Source organism: Streptomyces sp. NPDC001828, assembly GCF_042892175.1.
In the GTDB taxonomy this organism is placed as follows: domain Bacteria; phylum Actinomycetota; class Actinomycetes; order Streptomycetales; family Streptomycetaceae; genus Streptomyces.
Genome location: NZ_JBIATV010000010.1, coordinates 245,972 through 263,780, shown reverse-complemented (window position 1 = coordinate 263,780; position 17,809 = coordinate 245,972). Strand labels below are relative to the sequence as shown.

Below are 17,809 nucleotides of genomic sequence, written 5' to 3'. Positions count from 1 at the left end.
GGAGTTGACATGGCCGAGGCCTACATAGTCGAAGCGGTACGCACTCCGGTGGGCCGGCGCGGAGGGGGGCTCTCGGCGGCCCACCCCGCCGACCTCGGGGCACACGTACTGAAGGCGCTCGTCGAGCGCTCCGGCATCGACCCGGCCGCCGTCGAGGACGTCGTCTTCGGCTGCCTGGACACCGTCGGGCCCCAGGCCGGCGACATCGCCCGTACGTCCTGGCTGGCGGCCGGCCTGCCCGAGGAGGTGCCCGGCGTCACCGTCGACCGCCAGTGCGGCTCGTCCCAGCAGGCCGTCCACTTCGCGGCCCAGGGCGTCCTGTCGGGCACCCAGGACCTGGTGGTGGCGGGCGGCACCCAGAACATGTCGATGATCCCGATCGCCTTCGCCTCCCGGCAGGCCGCCGAACCCCTCGGCCTGACCGACGGCCCCTACCTCGGCAGCGAGGGCTGGCGGGCCCGGTACGGCGACGCCCCCGTCAACCAGTTCCACGGCGCGCAGCTGATCGCCGAGAAGTGGGGCGTGACGCGCCGCGCCATGGAGGAGTTCGCCCTCCGCTCGCACCAGCGGGCCCTCACCGCCATCGACGAGGGCCGCTTCGCGCGCGAGATCGTGGCGTACGGAGACGTCACCACCGACGAGGGGCCGCGCCGGGACACCACCCTGGAGAAGATGGCGGCCCTCAAGCCCGTCCTGCCCGGCGGCACCATCACCGCCGCCTGCTCGTCCCAGGTGTCCGACGGCGCGGCCGCCCTGCTCATCGCCTCCGAGCGCGCCGTCGCCGAGCACGGCCTGACCCCGCGCGCCCGCGTCCACCACCTCTCGGTACGCGGCGAGGACCCCATCCGCATGCTGTCCGCGCCCATCCCCGCCACCGCGTACGCCCTCAAGAAGACCGGCCTGACGATCGACGACATCGACCTGGTCGAGATCAACGAGGCCTTCGCCCCGGTGGCGCTCGCCTGGCTCAAGGAGACCGGCGCCGACCCGGCCCGGGTCAACGTCAACGGCGGCGCGATCGCGCTCGGCCACCCGCTGGGCGCGACCGGCGTGAAGCTCATGACGACCCTGCTGCACGAGCTGGAGCGCACCGGCGGCCGCTACGGCCTCCAGACGATGTGCGAGGGCGGCGGCCAGGCCAACGTGACCATCATCGAGCGGCTCTGACGCGAGACGGCGGGCCGTCCAGGGGGCGCCACCACCGGCGGCGTCCCCCGCGGTGACCTGCCCCACGGACGGGCCGCAGGGGGGCGTGCTATCGTGGTGGCTGTTGCAGTTTTGGTACCCATATACTTTATGTGCGCCTGACGGGAATGATCCTCAGGCGCATTATTTGTTTCCGGGGTTTCTCCGGATGGGCTCAATGCGGCGACGAGGAATCCGTAAATCCGCGGATTTCCGGAACTGCCCCTGTCTTAGGAGAAATGACATGGCTACTGGCACCGTGAAGTGGTTCAACTCGGAAAAGGGCTTCGGCTTCATCGAGCAGGACGGCGGCGGCCCCGACGTCTTCGCCCACTACTCCAACATCGCCTCCTCCGGCTTCCGTGAGCTCCTCGAGGGCCAGAAGGTCTCCTTCGAGGTCACCCAGGGCCAGAAGGGCCTGCAGGCGGAGAACATCCTCCCCGCCTAATCGCCGACGAGGCGTATTTTGCAGCCACGGATTCCGTGGCTCGCGAATTTCGCAGCCGGGGCCCGCACCCTCAGGTGCGGGTCCCGGCTTGTGCTGTCTTGTCCCAGGAAGGCAAATTCCGTATGACGCGCATGACCAGCAAGCGCTCCGGTGCCGGTTCCGGTGCCGGTACCGGCTCCCGTTCCGGTTCCGGTTCCAGTTCCGGTGCCCGCAGGGGATCCGGCCGGCCCGCCGCCAAGTCCGCGAAGCCCGTCAAGGGCCGGACGATGGCGCCGCAGGGCGAATTCAAACTGCCGGAGACCCTCACCCCCGCGCTGCCCGCCGTCGAGGCCTTCGCCGACCTGGACATGCCCGCGGCGCTCCTCAAGACGCTCGACGCGCAAGGCGTGACCGAGCCGTTCCCGATCCAGGGCGCCACCCTGCCGAACTCGCTCGCGGGCCGCGACATCCTCGGCCGCGGCCGCACCGGCTCCGGCAAGACCCTCGCCTTCGGCCTCGCCCTGCTCGCCCGCACCGCGGGCCGGCGCGCCGAGCCCAAGGCGCCGCTCGTCATGGTCCTCGTGCCGACGCGCGAGCTCGCCCAGCAGGTCACCGACGCGCTCACCCCGTACGCCACGGCCGTGAACCTGCGTCTGACCACCGTCGTCGGCGGCCTCTCCATCACCAAGCAGGCGAACGCGCTGCGCCGCGGCGCCGAGGTCATGGTCGCCACCCCGGGCCGGCTCAAGGACCTCATAGAGCGGGGTGACTGCTCGCTGGAGAACGTGGGCATCACCGTCCTCGACGAGGCCGACCAGATGGCCGACATGGGCTTCATGCCGCAGGTCACCGCGCTGCTCAAGCAGGTCGAGCCGGACGGTCAGCGGATGCTCTTCTCGGCGACCCTGGACGCCAACATCGACCGCCTGGTCCGGATGTTCCTCACCGACCCGGTGGTGCACTCCGTCGACCCGTCGGCGGGCGCGGTCACCACGATGGAACACCACGTCCTGTACGTCATGGACGAGACCGACAAGAAGGCCGTCACCACGCGGATCGCGGCCCGCGACGGCCGCGTGATCATGTTCCTGGACACCAAGCGCTCGGTGGACCGGCTGGTCAAGCGGCTCCTCGCGAGCGGGGTTCGGGCGGCCGGTCTGCACGGTGGACGCTCCCAGCCGCAGCGCAACCGCACGCTCGACCAGTTCAAGAACGGTCAGGTCACCGCGCTGGTCGCGACGAACGTCGCGGCGCGGGGCATCCACGTCGACGACCTCGACCTGGTCGTGAACGTCGACCCGCCGACGGACCACAAGGACTACCTCCACCGGGGTGGGCGCACCGCTCGCGCGGGCGAGTCGGGCAGCGTCGTCACGCTCGTCCTGCCCGACGAGAAGCGCGAGATGACCAAGCTCATGTCGTTCGCGGGGATCCGTCCGCGCACGGCCGAGATCAAGTCGAGCTCCGAGGAGCTCGTGCGGGTCACGGGGGCGCGCGAGCCGTCCGGCGTGCCGGTCGTCATCGAGGTCCCGGCCCAGCCCGAGCCGAAGAAGGCCTCCGGCGGCCGCAGCCGGGGCGCCCGGGGCGGTCGCGCCCAGGGCTCGGCCCAGGGCGGTGCCGCCTCCCGCGCCCAGGGCGGGCGGAGCCAGGGTGGTGCCCGCGCGCAAGGGGGCGCTTCCCGTACGCAGGGTGCTGCGGCTTCCCGTACGCAGGGTGGCGGCGCCGCCCGGACTCAGGGTGGTTCGGCTTCCCGTACCCAGGGTGGCGGCGCACCCCGCACCCAGGGCGGGTCGGCGGCTCGCTCCGCGGGCGGGCGTGGGCGCGGACAGGGCGGTGCGGGCCGGGGTCGAGCGGGGGCGTGATCCTTTCCCCACCCCGCCCCTTCCCCAGACCCTCCGGGGGTCTGGGGGCGGCATCCTGGGGGCTCCGCCCCCAGGCCCCCGTTCGCGCCTGAAGGCCGCTCGTCCTCAAACTCCCCCAAGGCCTCAAGGGCCAGGGGGCACCCCCATGACAGGCTGAAGATGCCCGCACCGGCCGGCACCGATCCCGCCAGGCGCGCGGGGAACTGCGCGAGCGAGCCTGGCGGTGACGGTGGGGTCAGGGGACCAGGCGGGATCGGAGCGCGGCCAGGTCGTGGAGTGAGAGGCCGAGGCCTCCCGTCAGGTAGTCGTAGAAGTCCCCGTACTGGGCGGACAGTTGGGACAGTGCCGCGTCGAGGTAGTCGACCCGCACCTCCTGGAGCGGGATGAGCAGATCGGGGTTCCGCATCACCCCGGACTGCTTCAGGCCGGCCCGGAGTGCCGCGTCCGCCGCCGCCCGGAAGGTGTTGGACGCCAGGTAGTCCTCCTGCGCCGTGCCCGCCGGTACGCCCACCGCGCGCAGCAGTACGTAACTCAGCCACCCCGTACGGTCCTTGCCCGACGTGCAGTGGAAGAGCAGCGGGCCGCGCGCCGTGGCCAGGTCCTTCAGGGTCGCCCCGAACTGCGCGCGGGCGGTGGGGTCGGAGACGAAGGCCCCGTACACCGTGCGCATCAGCGCCTCCGCCTTGCCGTGACCCAGCATCGCGTCCTGCGTCGCGGGATCCCTCGACCCGATCGCGGTCAGCATCTGCGCGTACAGGCCGCTGTCGGTGACCGGGCGCGACGTCGGGGCGAGCCCCGTCGGCAGCCGGTCGGGGCCGTCGTACTGCAGCTCGAACGGCGTCCGGAAGTCGACCACTTCGCGCAGCCCGAGCCGCCCGAGCGCCGCCACGTCCGTGTCCGACACCTTGTTCAGCGCGTCGGCCCGGTAGGCGACCCCGTACCGGACGCGTTCGCCGTCGTACGTCGCGTAGCCGCCCAGATCGCGGACGTTCACCGCGCCCTGGAGTACGACCTGGTGGATCGGTGAGGCGGTCCGGTGCTGCGCGGCGGCCGCGGCCGTCGGCGCGGTCGCGGGCAGCGCACCCATCGCCAGGGCCGCGGCGGCCGCGGCGACAGCGCCCCGGACTACTCGTGTCACCCTTCGGGTGGAGTGGTTCATGGTGATCCATCAACTCCCTTGTGAAAGCGGGCTGTTACTGCACGCTCCGCAGCGCACCCAGTACGCGCGCCGCCTCCTCCATCACCCGGCCGACCAGCTCCGCACAGCTCGGCAGGTCCTCGATGAGGCCGGCCACCTGGCCCGAGGCCATCACCCCGAGGTCCGTACGGCCCTCGACCATGGACGCCCTCAGGAGCATCGGCGTGTTCGCGGCGAGGAGTGTCTGACTCCACGTCAGGTCCTTGCCGTGCTTCATCGCGAGGCCGTCCCTGACCAGTTGGGGCCAGCTCAGTCCGGAGATCCTGCGGAATCCGGACGCCCGGCGCACCGCGTGCGCGAGAGCCCGTGCGCGGCCCGCCCCCTCCAGGGACCTGACGAGTTCCGTGCGGAGCATGCGGTGCGGCAGGCCGTCGACGGCCGTGGTCACCGTGACGTCCTTCACCGTCGCCGCCAGGTACTTCGCCTTCACCGCGTCCGGCACCGTCGAGTCGGAGGTCAGCAGGAAGCGGGTGCCCATGGCCACGCCCGCAGCGCCGTAGGCGAGCGCCGCCACCAGGCCCCGGCCGTCGTGGAAGCCGCCCGCCGCGATCACCGGAATCTCCACGGCGTCCACGACTTGCGGCAGCAGCACGGTGGTCGCGACCTCACCGGTGTGGCCGCCGCCCTCGCCGCCCTGCACGATCACCGCGTCCGCGCCCCACGCCGCGACCTTCTCCGCGTGCCGCCGGGCGCCGATGGAGGGGATCACGACGACCCCCGCGTCCTTGAGTTCGGCGATGAGTTCCCGGGAGGGGGCGAGCGCGAAGGACGCCACGCGCACGCCCTCGTCGATGATGATCCGCACCCGCTCGCGGGCGTCGGCGGCGTCGGCCCGCAGATTGACCCCGAAGGGCTCCCCGGTACGGGACTTGACCTCGCGGACCGCCCGTTCCAGCTCGGCGGTCGTCATCGTCGCGGAGGCGAGGATGCCGAGGGCGCCGGCGTTCGCGGTGGCCGAGACCAGACGGGGGCCCGCAACCCAGCCCATGCCGGTCTGCACGATCGGATGCCGGACACCGACGAGCTTGGTCAGTGCCGTCTCGATGCGGGGCGCGCCTTGGTGGGGAGTCACGGGCGGACCTCGCGTTCGCGCAGCCCGTCCGGGTCGATGACCTCCCGGATCAGTCGCAGCTCCTCGGGCGAGGGCTCGCGGGTGTACGCCGGCCCGTCCGGCACGGCCAGCTCGAACGCCGTCGCCGCGCGGACCTCGTCGAGCGTGACCCCGGGGTGCAGCGAGGCCAGGCGCATGGAGTGGTCCGGGGTCGCGAAGTCGAAGACGCCGAGGTCGCTCACGACGCGGGGGATGCGGTGGTAGCGGGTCGCGGAGGGGCCCGCCGCCGCCGCGCTGTCGTAGCCCACCCCGCTGATCATGTCGACCTTGGGCACGAACACCCGCGTCGAATGCTTCGGCACCCAGTAACTCACCGGATTGTTGAGGGTGTTGACGGGCGCGCCGCGCACCCCGAGGAGCTGGCGGGCGGGCCGCTCCCACGCTCCGATGCAGGAGATGTTCTGGTTGCCGAACCGGTCGATCTGGCTCGCGCCCATCATGACGTGCCGTCGGCCGCCGGTGACCATCGCCAGGTGCTTGCGGTAGGGCAGCCAGCCCTCGGGCCTCCCGTCGAGGCCGACCAGCATGGCCTCGCCGTCGGTGAGCAGCAGGTCGGGCGCGAAGGTCCGGCGGGCGAGGCGGGCCCCGACCGACGGGATCAGACCCATGGGGCTGGCGAGCACCTCCCCGTTGTCCCGCCAGGCCTCGGCGCAGGCGATCACGCAGTACTCGGCGCGGGTCACCCGCACGGCGCTCGTCGTCACTTCTGCTCCTCGTGCCAGCTCTGCACCGCGGACTGGTAGGACTTCTCGTCGGGCCCGGACAGGAACCGCTCGGCGAACTCGGCCCAGGGCGTGGTCGCGTACAGCCGCTGGAACGCCTCGTCGCGCCCGTAGTCGGGCACGCAGGACGTGAAGTGCGCGCCGTTCGGGCACTCCACGACGCCGGTGACCGCGTACCGGCCGACCAGGAGGGACTGCGGCACCACGCCCCCGGGGCCGCCCCCGCCGTCGTCCCCGAAGCCGTCCACGATCCGCTCGCACGAGAGGTACGCGCTGTCGGCGGCCTCGCAGAACAGGTCGTCGAAGTACGGGTCGGGGCCCAGGTACTGGCCGTTGCCGAGCCGGTCGGCGCGGTTGAGGTGGACGAGCGCCGCGTCCATGCGCAGGGCGGGCATCGCGACGAACGTCTCGCCGTCCTCGTACGGTGAAGTGACCGTCCGCAGGCCGGGGTTGACCCGCATCACGTCCGAGCCGATGCCCGCGCGCACCGGCAGGAACGGCAGCCGGTTCGCGCCCGCGTGCAGCCCCCACATGAACATCGCCTCGTCGACCTCGACCAGCTCGAAGGCGCCCGCCTGGCGCGCGGCGCGGAAGTGCGGCTCCAGGGGGATCGAGTCGAGCGTCGCGAAGGGCGCGACCAGCTTGCGGATCCTTCCGGCGGCCGCCAGCAGGCCGACGTCGGGGCCCCCGTACGAGATCACCGTCAGGTCGGTGACGGGGGAGCGGAGCAGGGCGCGCACCAGGGCCATCGGCTTGCGGCGCGAGCCCCAGCCGCCGATGCCGAGCGTCATGCCGCTGCTCAGCCGGGCGACGACGTCCTCCGGCGTCATGGTCTTGTCCGTCACGAAGAGGCCTCCTCGGTGGCCGCTGCTGTCGCCGGATGGAGTGGGTCGGGAGTGCCGGACGGGCCGCCCGTGCCGAACGTGTCGCGGACGCGGTCACCGACGCCGCTGAGGGCCGCTTCGAAGGTGAAGCCCTGCTCGAAGCGGTAGCTGCGGCGTACGTCCACCGGGTCGATGCCGTTGATCGCGGCCTTCGCGAGACGGATGAGCGTGCCGTCCTTGCGGGCGATCTCGGCCGCCAACTCCAGTGCCGCGTCCATCAGTTGGCCGCGCGGGACGACCTGCCACACCGAGCCGTGGGCGTGCAGCTCCTGGGCCGTCGCGGTGCGCGAGGTGTAGTAGAGCGCCCGCATCAGGTGCTGGGGGACCAGGCGGGCGAGGTGGGTGGCGGCGCCCAGCGCGCCCCGGTCCAGCTCGGGCAGGCCGAAGACGGCGTCCTCGCTCGCCACGATCGCGTCCGCGTTGCCGACCAGGCCGATGCCGCCGCCGAGGCAGAACCCGCCGACCGCCGCGACGACCGGCACCTCGCACTCGTACACGGCGGCGAACGCCTCGTGGCAGCCCCGGTTCGCGCCGATGAGGGCGGTGTGGCCGGGGTCGCGCTGCATCTCCTTGATGTCGACCCCGGCGTTGAAGCCCCGGCCTTCGGCGCCGAGCACCACGCACCGGTTCCCGGGGTCGCGCCCGGCCGCGCGGACCGCGTCGGCGAGGTCGTACCAGCCCTGTACGGGAAGGGCGTTGACGGGTGGGAAGTCGACCGTGACGAGGCAAATGCCCTTCTCGGGGCTTGAGGTGGAGACACCCATGGGCGGATCAGCTACCTTTCCACCAAACATTTGTTAGGTGAGGAAGGTAGCAGCGGATGGAGCTGGCCGGGAAGGCAGTCGTCGTCACCGGTGGCACCCGGGGCGTGGGGGCGGGCATCGCGAGGGCGTTCCTGGCGGCGGGCGCCGACGTCGTCGTGTGCGCCCGCAGACCACCCGACGAGCCGGTCGAACTCGGCGGCCGCCAGGCCGAGTTCCGGCCGCTCGACCTGCGCGAACCCGACGCCGTACGGGACTTCTTCGCCGGGGTCGCGGCGGACTACGGGCGCCTGGACGTGCTGGTCAACAACGCGGGCGGCACGCCCTACCGGCCGCTCGACGAGGGCGGGGCGGAGCGTCACGCGCGGGTCGTCGAGCTGAACCTGGTGGCTCCGCTGACCGCCTCGCTCGCGGCCAGGGCCCAGCTGCGGGCCACGCGCGGCTCGGTCGTGATGATCGGCAGCGTCAGCGGGGCGCGGCCCTCGCCGGGCACGGCCGCCTACGGCGCCGCGAAGGCCGGCCTGGAGAGCCTCGCCCGGTCCATGGCGGTCGAGTGGGCGCCCGAGGTGCGCGTCAACACCCTCGTGCTCGGGATGGTCCGCACCGAACTGAGCGCGCTGCACTACGGCGACGCGGAAGGCCTCGCGCGGGTCGGCGCGACCGTGCCGCTCGGCCGGCTCGCCGAGCCCGAGGAGGTCGGCGCGGCCGCGGTCTTCCTCGCCTCACCCGGGGCGGCCTACATCAGCGGCGCCTCCCTGCTCGTCCACGGCGGCGGCGAACGCCCCGCCTTCCTGGACGCCGCCACGGTCAACCGACGTGATCAACGAGCCTGAGGGGAACGGAAGATGAGCGGACTGTGCGAGGGGCGGGTCGTGGTCGTGACCGGCGCGGGGCGGGGGCTCGGCCGGGCGCACGCGCTGGCGTTCGCCGAGCAGGGGGCGCGGGTCGTCGTCAACGACCTGGGCGTCTCCGTCGATGGCGCGGGCGGCTCCGGCGGGCCCGCGCAGGCGGTGGTGGACGAGATCCGCGCGGCGGGCGGCGAGGCCGTGGCACACGGCGGCGACATCGCCACGACCGAAGGCGCGGCCTCCCTGGTCGCGACGGCCGTACGGTCGTTCGGCGCGCTGCACACCCTGGTCAACAACGCGGGGTTCCTGCGCGACCGGATGCTGGTCAACCTCGACGAGGACGACTGGGACGCGGTGATGAGGGTCCACCTCAAGGGCCACTTCCTGCCCCTGAAGCACGCCGCCGCCCACTGGCGCGCCGAGGCGAAGGCGGGTCGCGAGATCGCGGCCCGGGTCGTCAACACCAGCTCCGGAGCGGGTCTGTTGGGCTCTGTCGGACAGGGCAACTACAGCGCCGCGAAGGCCGGGATCGTCGGGCTCACCCTGGTGGCCGCGGCCGAGATGGGCCGCTACGGCGTCCAGGTCAACGCGATCGCCCCGGCGGCCCGCACCCGGATGACCGAGGGGACCTTCGCCGAGACCATGGCCGCGCCCGAGGGGCGGGACGCCTTCGACGCGATGGCCCCGGAGAACGTCTCGCCCCTCGTGGTGTGGCTGGGCTCGGCCGCGAGCGAGGGCGTCACCGGCCGGGTCTTCGAGGCGGAGGCGGGCCGCATCACCGTGATGGAGGGCTGGCGGCCTGGGCCGACCAGCGACAAGGGTGCCCGCTGGACCCCTCGCGAGGCGGGCGGGGCAGCCCTGAAACTCCTCGCGGAGGCCGAGCCCCCGGGGGTGGTGTACGGGTCCCGGTAGGGCGGCGGGCGATCTTGGGTTGCGTACGCCTTAACCCCTCGTGGCCCCCTCGTTACGCGTCCTGCGGCCCGGGTTAACAGGTAGAAAAATCAACGGAGTTGGCGTTGACGGGCCCCGCTCTACGCGCGTCATCATGGCGGACATGACGATCCCCCCACGCATCAAAGCCCTCGGCGGAGCCTTCGCGATCGCCGCAGCCCTCCTCGCCGGGCCCGTCGCCGGCACCGCGTCGGCCACCCCCACGGCCGCCACCACCGTCTCCTCCGTAACCGTCAAGTCGGTCGGCAGCGTCTGCTACTCGGCGCTGCCCTCCCAGGCGCACGACACCCTGGACCTCATCGCCGAGGGCGGCCCGTTCCCGTACTCCCAGGACGGCGTCGTCTTCCAGAACCGTGAGGGTGTGCTGCCGCAGCAGAGCGGCAGCTACTACCACGAGTACACCGTGATCACCCCGGGTGCGCCGACGCGCGGCACCCGCCGGATCATCACGGGCCAGAAGTCCCAGGAGGACTACTACACCGCCGACCACTACGCCACGTTCCGGCTGGTCGACTTCGGCTGCTGACACGGCACTTCGCGGCACCGCAAACCCGCGCTCCCTCCCCGGGGGCGCGGGTTTTCGCCTGTCCACCTCTCGGCCACCGCCGCGTCACCCCCGGCTGCCAGGCTCGGATCCATCCGAAGTTGTCTGTACAACTTTGCCGAATCCGACGGGAGACCACCCATGCACCACCTCGTCTGGCTGCGCGACAACTGCCCCTGTACGCGATGCCGGGACCCGCGCAACGGCCAGAAGCTCTTCCAGATCACCGAGCTCCCCGCGACACTCGCCATCGCCGCCGAACGCACGGTGCGCGCCGCCGACGGAACCCCGGCCCGCGAGGTGGTCTGGGCGCCGGACGGGCACGTCTCGGTGTACGCGCAGGCCTGGCTGGACGAACCCGGCGGGCCGGACGGCGACGGCCGCACCGAGGACGCCAAGGACCTGTGGGCCGCATCCGAGCTGCACGGCCGGCTCCCCGAGGCCGACTGGGACGCCTACACGGCCGAACCCCGGGTGCGGGCCCGCGCCCTGGAACAAGTCGTGCGGCTCGGCTTCGTGCTGCTGCGCGACGTACCGCGACGCGAGCGCCAAGTCCTCGGCGTGGCCCGCACGTTCGGCTACGTGCGCGAGACGAACTACGGCGAACTCTTCGAGGTGCGCGTCGAGGCCGACCCCAACAACCTCGCCTTCACCGGCGCCCGCATCACCCCGCACACCGACAACCCCTACCGCGACCCGGTGCCCACCCTCCAGCTCCTGCACTGCCTGGCCAACGACGCCCGCGGCGGCGACTCGGGGCTCGTCGACGGCTTCCGGGCCGCGGCCCTGCTGCGCGAGGAGTCGCCCGCCGACTTCGACGTACTGACCCGCACACCGGTCCCGTTCACGTTCGCCGACGCCCACACCGAGCTGCGGGCCGACCGGCCGCTGATCGCCACCGACCCGCTCGGCCGGATCCGGGAGATCCGCTTCAACAACCGCTCCATCGCCACGCTCTCCTACGGACCCGAACGGCTCGACGCGTTCTACGCCGCCTACCGCCGGTTCGGCGAGATCCTGCTGCGGCCCGAGCTCCAGCTGGACTTCCGCCTCACGCCCGGCGACTGCCTCGTCTTCGACAACACCCGCCTGCTGCACGCCCGTACGGCCTTCGAGGAGTCCGGGCAGCGCCACCTCCAGGGCACCTACGCCGACCTCGACGGCCTCGCCTCGACCCTCGCCGTGCTGCGCCGCGAGGAGGCCGCCGCGTGAACCCGCTCGACCGGCTCGCGGACCTCTTCGCGGGCGAGGGCAGCGCCGAATACCTCGGCGAGGCCGTCACCCAGGCCCAGCACATGCTCCAGGCCGGGGCGCTCGCCGAGGAGGCCGGCGCACCCGCGCACCTGGTGGCGGCGGCCCTGCTGCACGACATCGGGCACTTCCACGGCGCCGTGACCGGACGCGACCTCATGGAGGACGGCCTCGACAACCGGCACAGCCACACCGGCGCCGACTGGCTGGGGCGGTTCTTCGGACCCGAGGTCACCGAACCCGTACGGCTCCACGTCGCCGCCAAGCGCTACCTGTGCACGGTGGAACCCGGCTACCTCGCCCTGCTGTCCGAGGCCTCCGTGCACACCCTTCAGGTACAGGGCGGCCCCATGTCGCCCGAGCAGGCACGCGAGTTCGCGGCCCACCCAGGTGCCCGCGACGCCGTCGCGGTGCGGCGCTGGGACGAACGGGCGAAGGACCCGGACCGCCCGACGCCCGGCTTCGGGCACTTCCGGCCGCTGCTCGAAGGCCTCCTGAAACCGGACCACGCACCGGCCTGAACGACCGGGCGCCCGCCCGGCCCGGCGGGCGCTCAGTCCTCGCCGAGCCGGCGCCCGAGGGCGCTGGTCGCCGTCGAGTTGTGCACCGTGAACGCCACCGTCCCCGGCAGATAGCGGTCCTCGGACCACTCCACCGGAGTGCCCGCCGGATCGGTGGAGCGGCGGCGCTCGCGCAGCAGCGCCAGACCGGGCGGGCAGCCGAGCAGCTCGGCGTCGTCCGGGTCCGCGGGCAGCACGTCGATGGTGTGATGGGCATCGGTGAACAGCACGCCGTGCAGCTCCAGTTGCTCGGAGTGCGACACCGCGTCCACCGGCAGCGCGGCCACCAGCTCACCGATCCGCTCCGGGTAGGTGGTGCGCTCCACCATCACCGGCGCGCCGGACAGGGTACGCACCCGGCGCACCCTGAACACCCGTGCCTCAGCGGGCACTTGGAGATGGTGCGCCTCCTCCTCGGTGGCGCGCGCCGGGTCGACGGCCACGGTGCGCCCGCCGGGCTCCTCGCCCAGCGAACGGGCCCACCGCGAGAACGACCTGAGCTCCGCGAAGCTCTGCAGCCGGGCCGCCCCGCCGAGCACCACCCGCCGCGCGCCGCGCCGCGAGGTCACCAGACCGTCCGCGCGCAGCGCCGCGAGCGCCTGGCGGACCGTACCCCGGGACACGCCGTAGCGGCGGGCGAGTTCGTCCTCGGCGGGCAGCCGCGCGCCCGAACCGTACTCGCCCGCCGCTATGGCGGTCCGCAGATCCCCGGCCACTTTCCGGTAGAGCGGCGACTTGCTGGACACCCCGGCCCCCCTCAACTGCCAATCAGTGAGCGGAGCAAGGTCAGGTCCGCCTCCTCCAGACTAGTCACCACCGTGCGGCCCGCCGCGGGCGCGATGGGCTCCACCGACGGGACCGCGAGCACCGCGCAGCCCGCCGCCTCCGCCGAGGCGACGCCGGTCGCGGTGTCCTCGACCGCGACACAGCGCGCCGGGTCCGCGCCGAGCGCCGCGGCCGCCGCCAGATACGGGTCGGGCGCGGGCTTGGTGCGCGCGGTGTCCTCGGCGCCGTACACCGCGTCGAAGCGGTGGCCGTCCAGGGAGGTCGCCACCCGGCGCACGATCGCCCGGGGCGACGCCGACACCAGAGCGGTCAAAACCCCCGACTCCCGCAAAGCACGCAGGAGTTGGAGCGCTCCGGGCCGGGGCTCGGCGCCGTCGGCGAGGCGCGCGGTGAAGCCGGCGCCCAGCTCCTTGGCCAGCCGCTCGCGCGGGACGCCGAGGAAGACGTGCAGCAGCTCGGCGGTGTCCTCCACCGAGCGCCCGTACACCGACCGGCGCCGCTCGCCCTCCAGGGCGTGCCCGTAGCGGGCCGCGACCTGCTCGACCACCTCGACCCACGCCTCCTCGGTGTCGACGAGGGTGCCGTCCATGTCGAACAGGACCGCCCGCAGCCCGCTCATGCCGCCTCACCGGCCGCGAGCACGGGCCGCCGCTGCGGTGCCACGGTGACGCGGGCGCCCGCGCCGAACGAACCGGCGGCGTGCGAGGGCAGGTCGGCCTTGACCTCGGTGCCGTCCGCGAGGCGCACCGAGAGGCGGGTGCTCGCACCGTGGAAGGCGCTGCTGAGCACCGTGTCGGGGCCGCCCTCCGTCACCTCCAGGGCCTCCGGGCGCAGCAGGAACACCGAGCCCGTCGCCGGTCCGTCCACCGGCAGGCGTACGCCGAGGACCTCGGCGAGGCCGTCGGAGGTGACCGTGCCGGGGACCCGGTTCATCGTGCCGATGAACGAGGCCACGAACGCGGTCGCCGGACGGTCGTACAACTCGGCCGGGGCGGCGCACTGTTCGAGCCGTCCGCCGCGCATCACCGCGACCTTGTCGGCCATCGACAGGGCCTCCTCCTGGTCGTGGGTGACGAACACGGTCGTGATGCCGAGCTCCAGCTGGAGCCGTCGGATCTCCTCGCGCAGCTGGACGCGGACCTTGGCGTCCAGGGCGGAGAGCGGCTCGTCCAGGAGCAGCAGCCTCGGCTGGAGGGCGAGCGCACGGGCCAGCGCGACCCGCTGCTGCTGCCCGCCGGACAGCTGGTGCGGGAAGCGGTCGCCGTGCTCGGGCAGGCCGACGAGCTCCAGCAACTCGGCCGCCCGGGAACGGCGTTGGGGCGCCGGAACCTTGCGCATGCGCATCCCGAACGCCACGTTGTCGGCCGCGCTCAGATGCGGGAAGAGGCTGTACGACTGGAAGACCATCCCGGTGTCGCGCCGGTTGGCCGGCACCGGCACGATGTCCTCGCCGTCGAGCAGCACCTCGCCCGCGTCGGGCCGCTCGAAGCCAGCGAGAACGCGAAGCGCGGTGGTCTTGCCACAGCCCGACGGGCCGAGCAGCGCCAGGAGTTCACCGGGCGCGGCATCGAGGTCGAGCCCGTCCAGGGCCACGGTCGGCCCGAACGTGCGGCGCAGGCCCCGGATCGTGAGGGCGGTGCCGGTGCGCGGCGGTGCGGTGGTCATCAGACGGCTTCCTTCTTACGAATCGTGCGGGTCGCGCCCGTCGTGCGGGCGCCGCGCCTGCCCCGGGTGCGGGCGAGGCCGGTCAGGACGAGCAGCAGCCCCCAGGTGAGGAGCAGGCTGAGCAGCGAAACGGCCACCGACAGCTGGGCGTTGGCGCCGGAGGCCTGCACGATCCACACCGCGAACGGCTGGAACCCGAGCAGCGACGCGACCGTGAACTCGCCGAGCACCAGGGCCAGCGCCAGGAACGAGGCGTTGAGCAGCGCGGTGCGCAGATTCGGCAGCACCACCGCGAACAGCGCCCGCGGCCAGGACGCGCCCAGATCGCGGGCCGCCTCCACGAGGGTGCGCACCTCCACGGCCCGCAGACCCGCATCCAGGGAGCGGTACACGAACGGCAGCGCCATCACGACGTACGCGAAGACGAGCACCAGCGGGAACGACGGGTTCTGGATCGCCACGAACGTCTCGTACAGCGGGGTCGTCGCCAAATGGTCCGGGCCCCACTTGAGGACCGTGCCGAGGCCCGCGACCAGCGCGACCGGCGGCACCACGAGCGGCAGCGTGCACACCACTTCGAGCACCGCGCGCAGCCGCCCCGAGCCGGAGAGCCGCACCGCGAGCGCGGCCGGCACCGTCAGGAGCAGGGCGAGCGCGACCGTGGCGAGCGCGAGCCCGAGCGATCGCAGCAGGGCCGCGGTGAACCCGTCGGCGCCGAAGATCTGCGTGTACGAGTCCAGGGTGAAGCCCTGCCCGGGCACGTCCACGGTGAACACGAGCGAGGCGAGCAGCGGCACCGCGAAGTAGGCCCCGGCGACCAGCAGGACCGCGCCGCGCCAGGGGCGCAGGGGATGCGTCAGGCGAGCCATCGGGCGCTCCTTCGCTGGAGGGGCAGATGGACGGCCATCACCAGGAGGGCGACGATCACCATGTCGAGGCTGAGCGCGAGCGCCACGTTCTCCTGGCCCACCAGCACGTTGCCGGACAGCGCGTCCGCGATCTGCATGGTGACGAGCGGCACCGAACTGCCCACCATCGAGGCGGCCGTGGCGTACGCGGCGAACGCGCTGCCGAACAGCAGCACGAAGCCGCCGAGCAGCGTCGGCAGCAGCACGGGGACACCGACGTGGCGCCAGTACTGCCAGGTGCTCGCCCCACTGCTCCGGGCGGCCTCGCGCCACTGCGGGCGCAGCCCGTCCAGGGCCGGCGCCACCGTGAGCACCATCAGCGGGATGAGGAAGTACAGATAGGTCAGGGCCAGCCCCCAGAAGCTGTAGAGGCTCCAGCCGTGGTCGGCCAGGCCCAGCTTGGTGGTCAGGACGCCCGCGTTGCCGAGGGTGGCGACGAACGCGAAGGCGAGCGGCACCCCGCCGAAGTTGGCGAGCACCCCCGAGGCGGTGAGCACGGCCTCGCGCAGCGCCCTGCCGCGCGAGGTGACGACGGCCTGCGCGAGCAGCAGCCCGAGCACGGCCGCGATGGCGGCGGTCGTGGCGGCGAGCTTCACGCTGCCGAGCAGCGCCGTCCAGTACGCGCCGTGCACGGACTGGCTGAGATTGCCGAGCCCGTACGAGCCGTCGACGGACAGCGCGCCGTTCAGCATGGCGAGGGCCGGCAGGCCGAAGGCGAGCGCGACGAAGGCGAGCAGCGGGAGCGCGGCGAGCCAGGCGCCGGGGCGCCTGCGGCCCCGGCGTTCCTTCGGCCGCTCAACTGCCGTCGCCGCAGCGGGCGTTGAGGTGGTGGTGGCGACAGTCATGATGGAGTGATCAGCCCGAGATCGCCTTGGCCCAGCCGCCCGCGAGGGTCGTCTTCGCCTTGGTGTTCTGCGCCTCGGTGGGGAACGTCGGGGTACCGGAGACCTGCGGGAGCTTGGCGGCGGCGGCCTTGTCGAGCGTGCCGTCCTTGTCCATGGCGGCCATGAGCGCCGGGCGGGCGTACCCCTTCAGCCACAGGTTCTGGCCCTCGGCCGAGTACAGGTACTCCTGCCACAGGCGGGCGGCCGCCGGGTGCGGGGCGTCCTTGTTGATGGCCTGCGAGTAGTACTGGGCGTAGACGCCGTCGGAGGGGACAGCGGTCTTCCAGTCGAGGCCCTTGCTCTTGAACTGGTCGGCGTAGCCGGCGTTCAGGTAGTCCCAGTCGATGCTGATCGGGGTCTCGCCCTTCTCGACCGTGGCCGGGGTCGACTCCACCGGGTTGTAGTTCCCGGCCTTCTTCAGCTTGGCGAAGAAGTCGAGGCCCGGCTGGATGTCGTCGAGCGAGCCGCCGTTGGCGAGGGACGCCGCGTACACCCCGGCGAAGGCCGAACCGGACTTGGTGGGGTTGCCGTTCAGCGCGACCTGGCCCTTGTACTCCGGCTTGAGGAGATCGGCGAACGTCGTCGGGCACACCTTGACGCGGCCGGCGTCGCAGCCGATGGAGACATAGCCGCCGTAGTCGTTGAACCAGCGGCCCTGCGCGTCCTTCTGGGCCGCGGGGATCTTGTCGAAGCCCGCCACCTTGTACGGGGCGGTCAGGCCCTGCTCGCCCGCGGACTGCGCGAAGGAGGCGCCGAGGTCGAGGACGTCGGGGGCGCGGTCCTGGCCCTTGCGGGTCTTGACGGCGTTGATCTCGTCGGCGCTGGCCCCGTCGGGGTTCTCGACGGAGACCTTCACGCCGTACTTCTTCTGGAAGCCGTCGATGACCGCGCCGTAGTTCGCCCAGTCGCGCGGGATGGCGATCGCGTTCAGCGTGCCCTCCTTCTTCGCGGCGGCGACCAGGGCGTCCATGCCGCCCGCGTCCTGCGCGGAGGCGGCGGTCGCGAGGCTCTGGCCGCCCTTGCCTGAGTCGGCCGCGGCGCTGGACGCCCCGGACTTGGCGCCGCAGGCGGCGAGGGCGAACGCGGAGGCGGCCAGGGTCACGGCGAGGCCTGCGGTGCGTATGCGGGGGGCGATCACGGGAGCTCCAAGTTGTACGGACAACTGTTGTACAGACAACTCCATTACGGAGGGGGTGGGTGTCTGGCCGGTTAACGCCGGGCGGCGGGGGTGATGCGGTTGGCGGACGGATCCGGGCGGGGGG

Annotated in this window: 19 protein-coding genes; 8 read left to right on the top strand and 11 right to left on the bottom strand. The window is 72.8% G+C overall.

Annotated features, from left to right (window positions below; genetic code table 11):
* Nucleotides 1-9: 9 nt before the first annotated feature.
* The 3 genes from ACFYZA_RS26910 to ACFYZA_RS26900 all read left to right on the top strand — a co-directional run bounded on the left by ACFYZA_RS26910 (nt 10) and on the right by ACFYZA_RS26900 (nt 3,474).
* Nucleotides 10-1,167, top strand: coding sequence for an acetyl-CoA C-acetyltransferase (locus tag ACFYZA_RS26910; RefSeq protein ID WP_388493149.1), 1,158 nt, complete (start codon nt 10-12; stop codon nt 1,165-1,167).
* Nucleotides 1,168-1,429: 262 nt separating this feature from the next.
* Nucleotides 1,430-1,633 carry a cold-shock protein gene (locus ACFYZA_RS26905; protein WP_053727847.1) on the top strand — a complete coding sequence of 68 codons (204 nt, stop codon included), beginning with the start codon at nt 1,430-1,432 and terminating at the stop codon, nt 1,631-1,633.
* Nucleotides 1,634-1,764: 131 nt separating this feature from the next.
* Nucleotides 1,765-3,474 (top strand): DEAD/DEAH box helicase, encoded by a 1,710-nt coding sequence (locus ACFYZA_RS26900; RefSeq protein ID WP_382589075.1) that lies wholly within the window; start codon nt 1,765-1,767, stop codon nt 3,472-3,474.
* A 235-nt stretch (nt 3,475-3,709) separates the two neighbouring features.
* Here the strand turns inward: ACFYZA_RS26900 and ACFYZA_RS26895 are convergent, their stop codons facing one another.
* The 5 genes from ACFYZA_RS26895 to ACFYZA_RS26875 are packed head-to-tail and all read right to left on the bottom strand — an operon-like array spanning nt 3,710 to nt 8,153.
* On the bottom strand, nt 3,710-4,612 hold the full coding sequence (locus ACFYZA_RS26895) for a tyrosine-protein phosphatase (RefSeq protein WP_388493148.1): 903 nt from the start codon (nt 4,610-4,612) through the stop codon (nt 3,710-3,712).
* A gap of 55 nt (nt 4,613-4,667) precedes the next feature.
* Complete coding sequence (locus tag ACFYZA_RS26890) at nt 4,668-5,717, bottom strand: NAD(P)H-dependent flavin oxidoreductase (RefSeq protein WP_382589254.1); 1,050 nt, start codon at nt 5,715-5,717, stop codon at nt 4,668-4,670.
* Nucleotides 5,718-5,740: 23 nt separating this feature from the next.
* Nucleotides 5,741-6,487 (bottom strand): CoA-transferase subunit beta, encoded by a 747-nt coding sequence (locus ACFYZA_RS26885; RefSeq protein WP_382589069.1) that lies wholly within the window; start codon nt 6,485-6,487, stop codon nt 5,741-5,743.
* A complete protein-coding gene (locus ACFYZA_RS26880; protein WP_388493146.1) occupies nt 6,484-7,350 on the bottom strand; it encodes a CoA transferase subunit A in 867 nt (288 codons plus the stop codon). Before ACFYZA_RS26880 ends, ACFYZA_RS26885 begins: the two co-directional genes overlap by 4 nt.
* On the bottom strand, nt 7,347-8,153 hold the full coding sequence (locus ACFYZA_RS26875; RefSeq protein WP_388493145.1) for an enoyl-CoA hydratase family protein: 807 nt from the start codon (nt 8,151-8,153) through the stop codon (nt 7,347-7,349). The genes ACFYZA_RS26880 and ACFYZA_RS26875 overlap by 4 nt, the downstream gene beginning before the upstream one ends.
* A 56-nt stretch (nt 8,154-8,209) precedes the next feature.
* Between ACFYZA_RS26875 and ACFYZA_RS26870 the strand changes: the two genes are divergently transcribed.
* The 5 genes from ACFYZA_RS26870 (at nt 8,210) to ACFYZA_RS26850 (ending at nt 12,265) form a co-directional block, all read left to right on the top strand.
* A complete protein-coding gene (locus ACFYZA_RS26870; RefSeq protein WP_382589060.1) occupies nt 8,210-8,983 on the top strand; it encodes an SDR family oxidoreductase in 774 nt (257 codons plus the stop codon).
* Between the two features lie 12 nt (nt 8,984-8,995).
* Nucleotides 8,996-9,910 (top strand): SDR family oxidoreductase, encoded by a 915-nt coding sequence (locus ACFYZA_RS26865; RefSeq protein WP_388493143.1) that lies wholly within the window; start codon nt 8,996-8,998, stop codon nt 9,908-9,910.
* Nucleotides 9,911-10,052: 142 nt separating this feature from the next.
* The gene (locus ACFYZA_RS26860; RefSeq protein ID WP_388493142.1) at nt 10,053-10,475 is read left to right on the top strand and encodes a ribonuclease domain-containing protein; all 423 of its coding nucleotides are present in this window, start codon (nt 10,053-10,055) and stop codon (nt 10,473-10,475) included.
* Nucleotides 10,476-10,634: 159 nt separating this feature from the next.
* Complete coding sequence (locus ACFYZA_RS26855; RefSeq protein ID WP_388493141.1) at nt 10,635-11,705, top strand: TauD/TfdA family dioxygenase; 1,071 nt, start codon at nt 10,635-10,637, stop codon at nt 11,703-11,705.
* Nucleotides 11,702-12,265, top strand: coding sequence for a phosphonate degradation HD-domain oxygenase (locus ACFYZA_RS26850; RefSeq protein ID WP_388493139.1), 564 nt, complete (start codon nt 11,702-11,704; stop codon nt 12,263-12,265). The genes ACFYZA_RS26855 and ACFYZA_RS26850 overlap by 4 nt, the downstream gene beginning before the upstream one ends.
* Before the next feature lie 32 nt (nt 12,266-12,297).
* Here ACFYZA_RS26850 and ACFYZA_RS26845 read toward each other — a convergent pair whose 3' ends face one another.
* From ACFYZA_RS26845 to ACFYZA_RS26820, 6 genes are read right to left on the bottom strand one after another with little or no spacing between them, the layout of a single operon-like run.
* Nucleotides 12,298-13,050 (bottom strand): GntR family transcriptional regulator, encoded by a 753-nt coding sequence (locus ACFYZA_RS26845; RefSeq protein WP_382589046.1) that lies wholly within the window; start codon nt 13,048-13,050, stop codon nt 12,298-12,300.
* A gap of 11 nt (nt 13,051-13,061) precedes the next feature.
* Nucleotides 13,062-13,709, bottom strand: coding sequence for an HAD family hydrolase (locus tag ACFYZA_RS26840; protein ID WP_388493138.1), 648 nt, complete (start codon nt 13,707-13,709; stop codon nt 13,062-13,064).
* Nucleotides 13,706-14,755, bottom strand: coding sequence for an ABC transporter ATP-binding protein (locus ACFYZA_RS26835; protein WP_382589040.1), 1,050 nt, complete (start codon nt 14,753-14,755; stop codon nt 13,706-13,708). Before ACFYZA_RS26835 ends, ACFYZA_RS26840 begins: the two co-directional genes overlap by 4 nt.
* Nucleotides 14,755-15,624, bottom strand: a complete 870-nt coding sequence (locus tag ACFYZA_RS26830) for an ABC transporter permease (RefSeq protein ID WP_382589037.1) — start codon at nt 15,622-15,624, stop codon at nt 14,755-14,757. Before ACFYZA_RS26830 ends, ACFYZA_RS26835 begins: the two co-directional genes overlap by 1 nt.
* Nucleotides 15,612-16,508 carry an ABC transporter permease gene (locus ACFYZA_RS26825; RefSeq protein WP_382589034.1) on the bottom strand — a complete coding sequence of 299 codons (897 nt, stop codon included), beginning with the start codon at nt 16,506-16,508 and terminating at the stop codon, nt 15,612-15,614. The genes ACFYZA_RS26830 and ACFYZA_RS26825 overlap by 13 nt, the downstream gene beginning before the upstream one ends.
* 10 nt (nt 16,509-16,518) lie before the next feature.
* On the bottom strand, nt 16,519-17,730 hold the full coding sequence (locus tag ACFYZA_RS26820; protein WP_382589031.1) for an ABC transporter substrate-binding protein: 1,212 nt from the start codon (nt 17,728-17,730) through the stop codon (nt 16,519-16,521).
* Nucleotides 17,731-17,809: the final 79 nt, after the last annotated feature.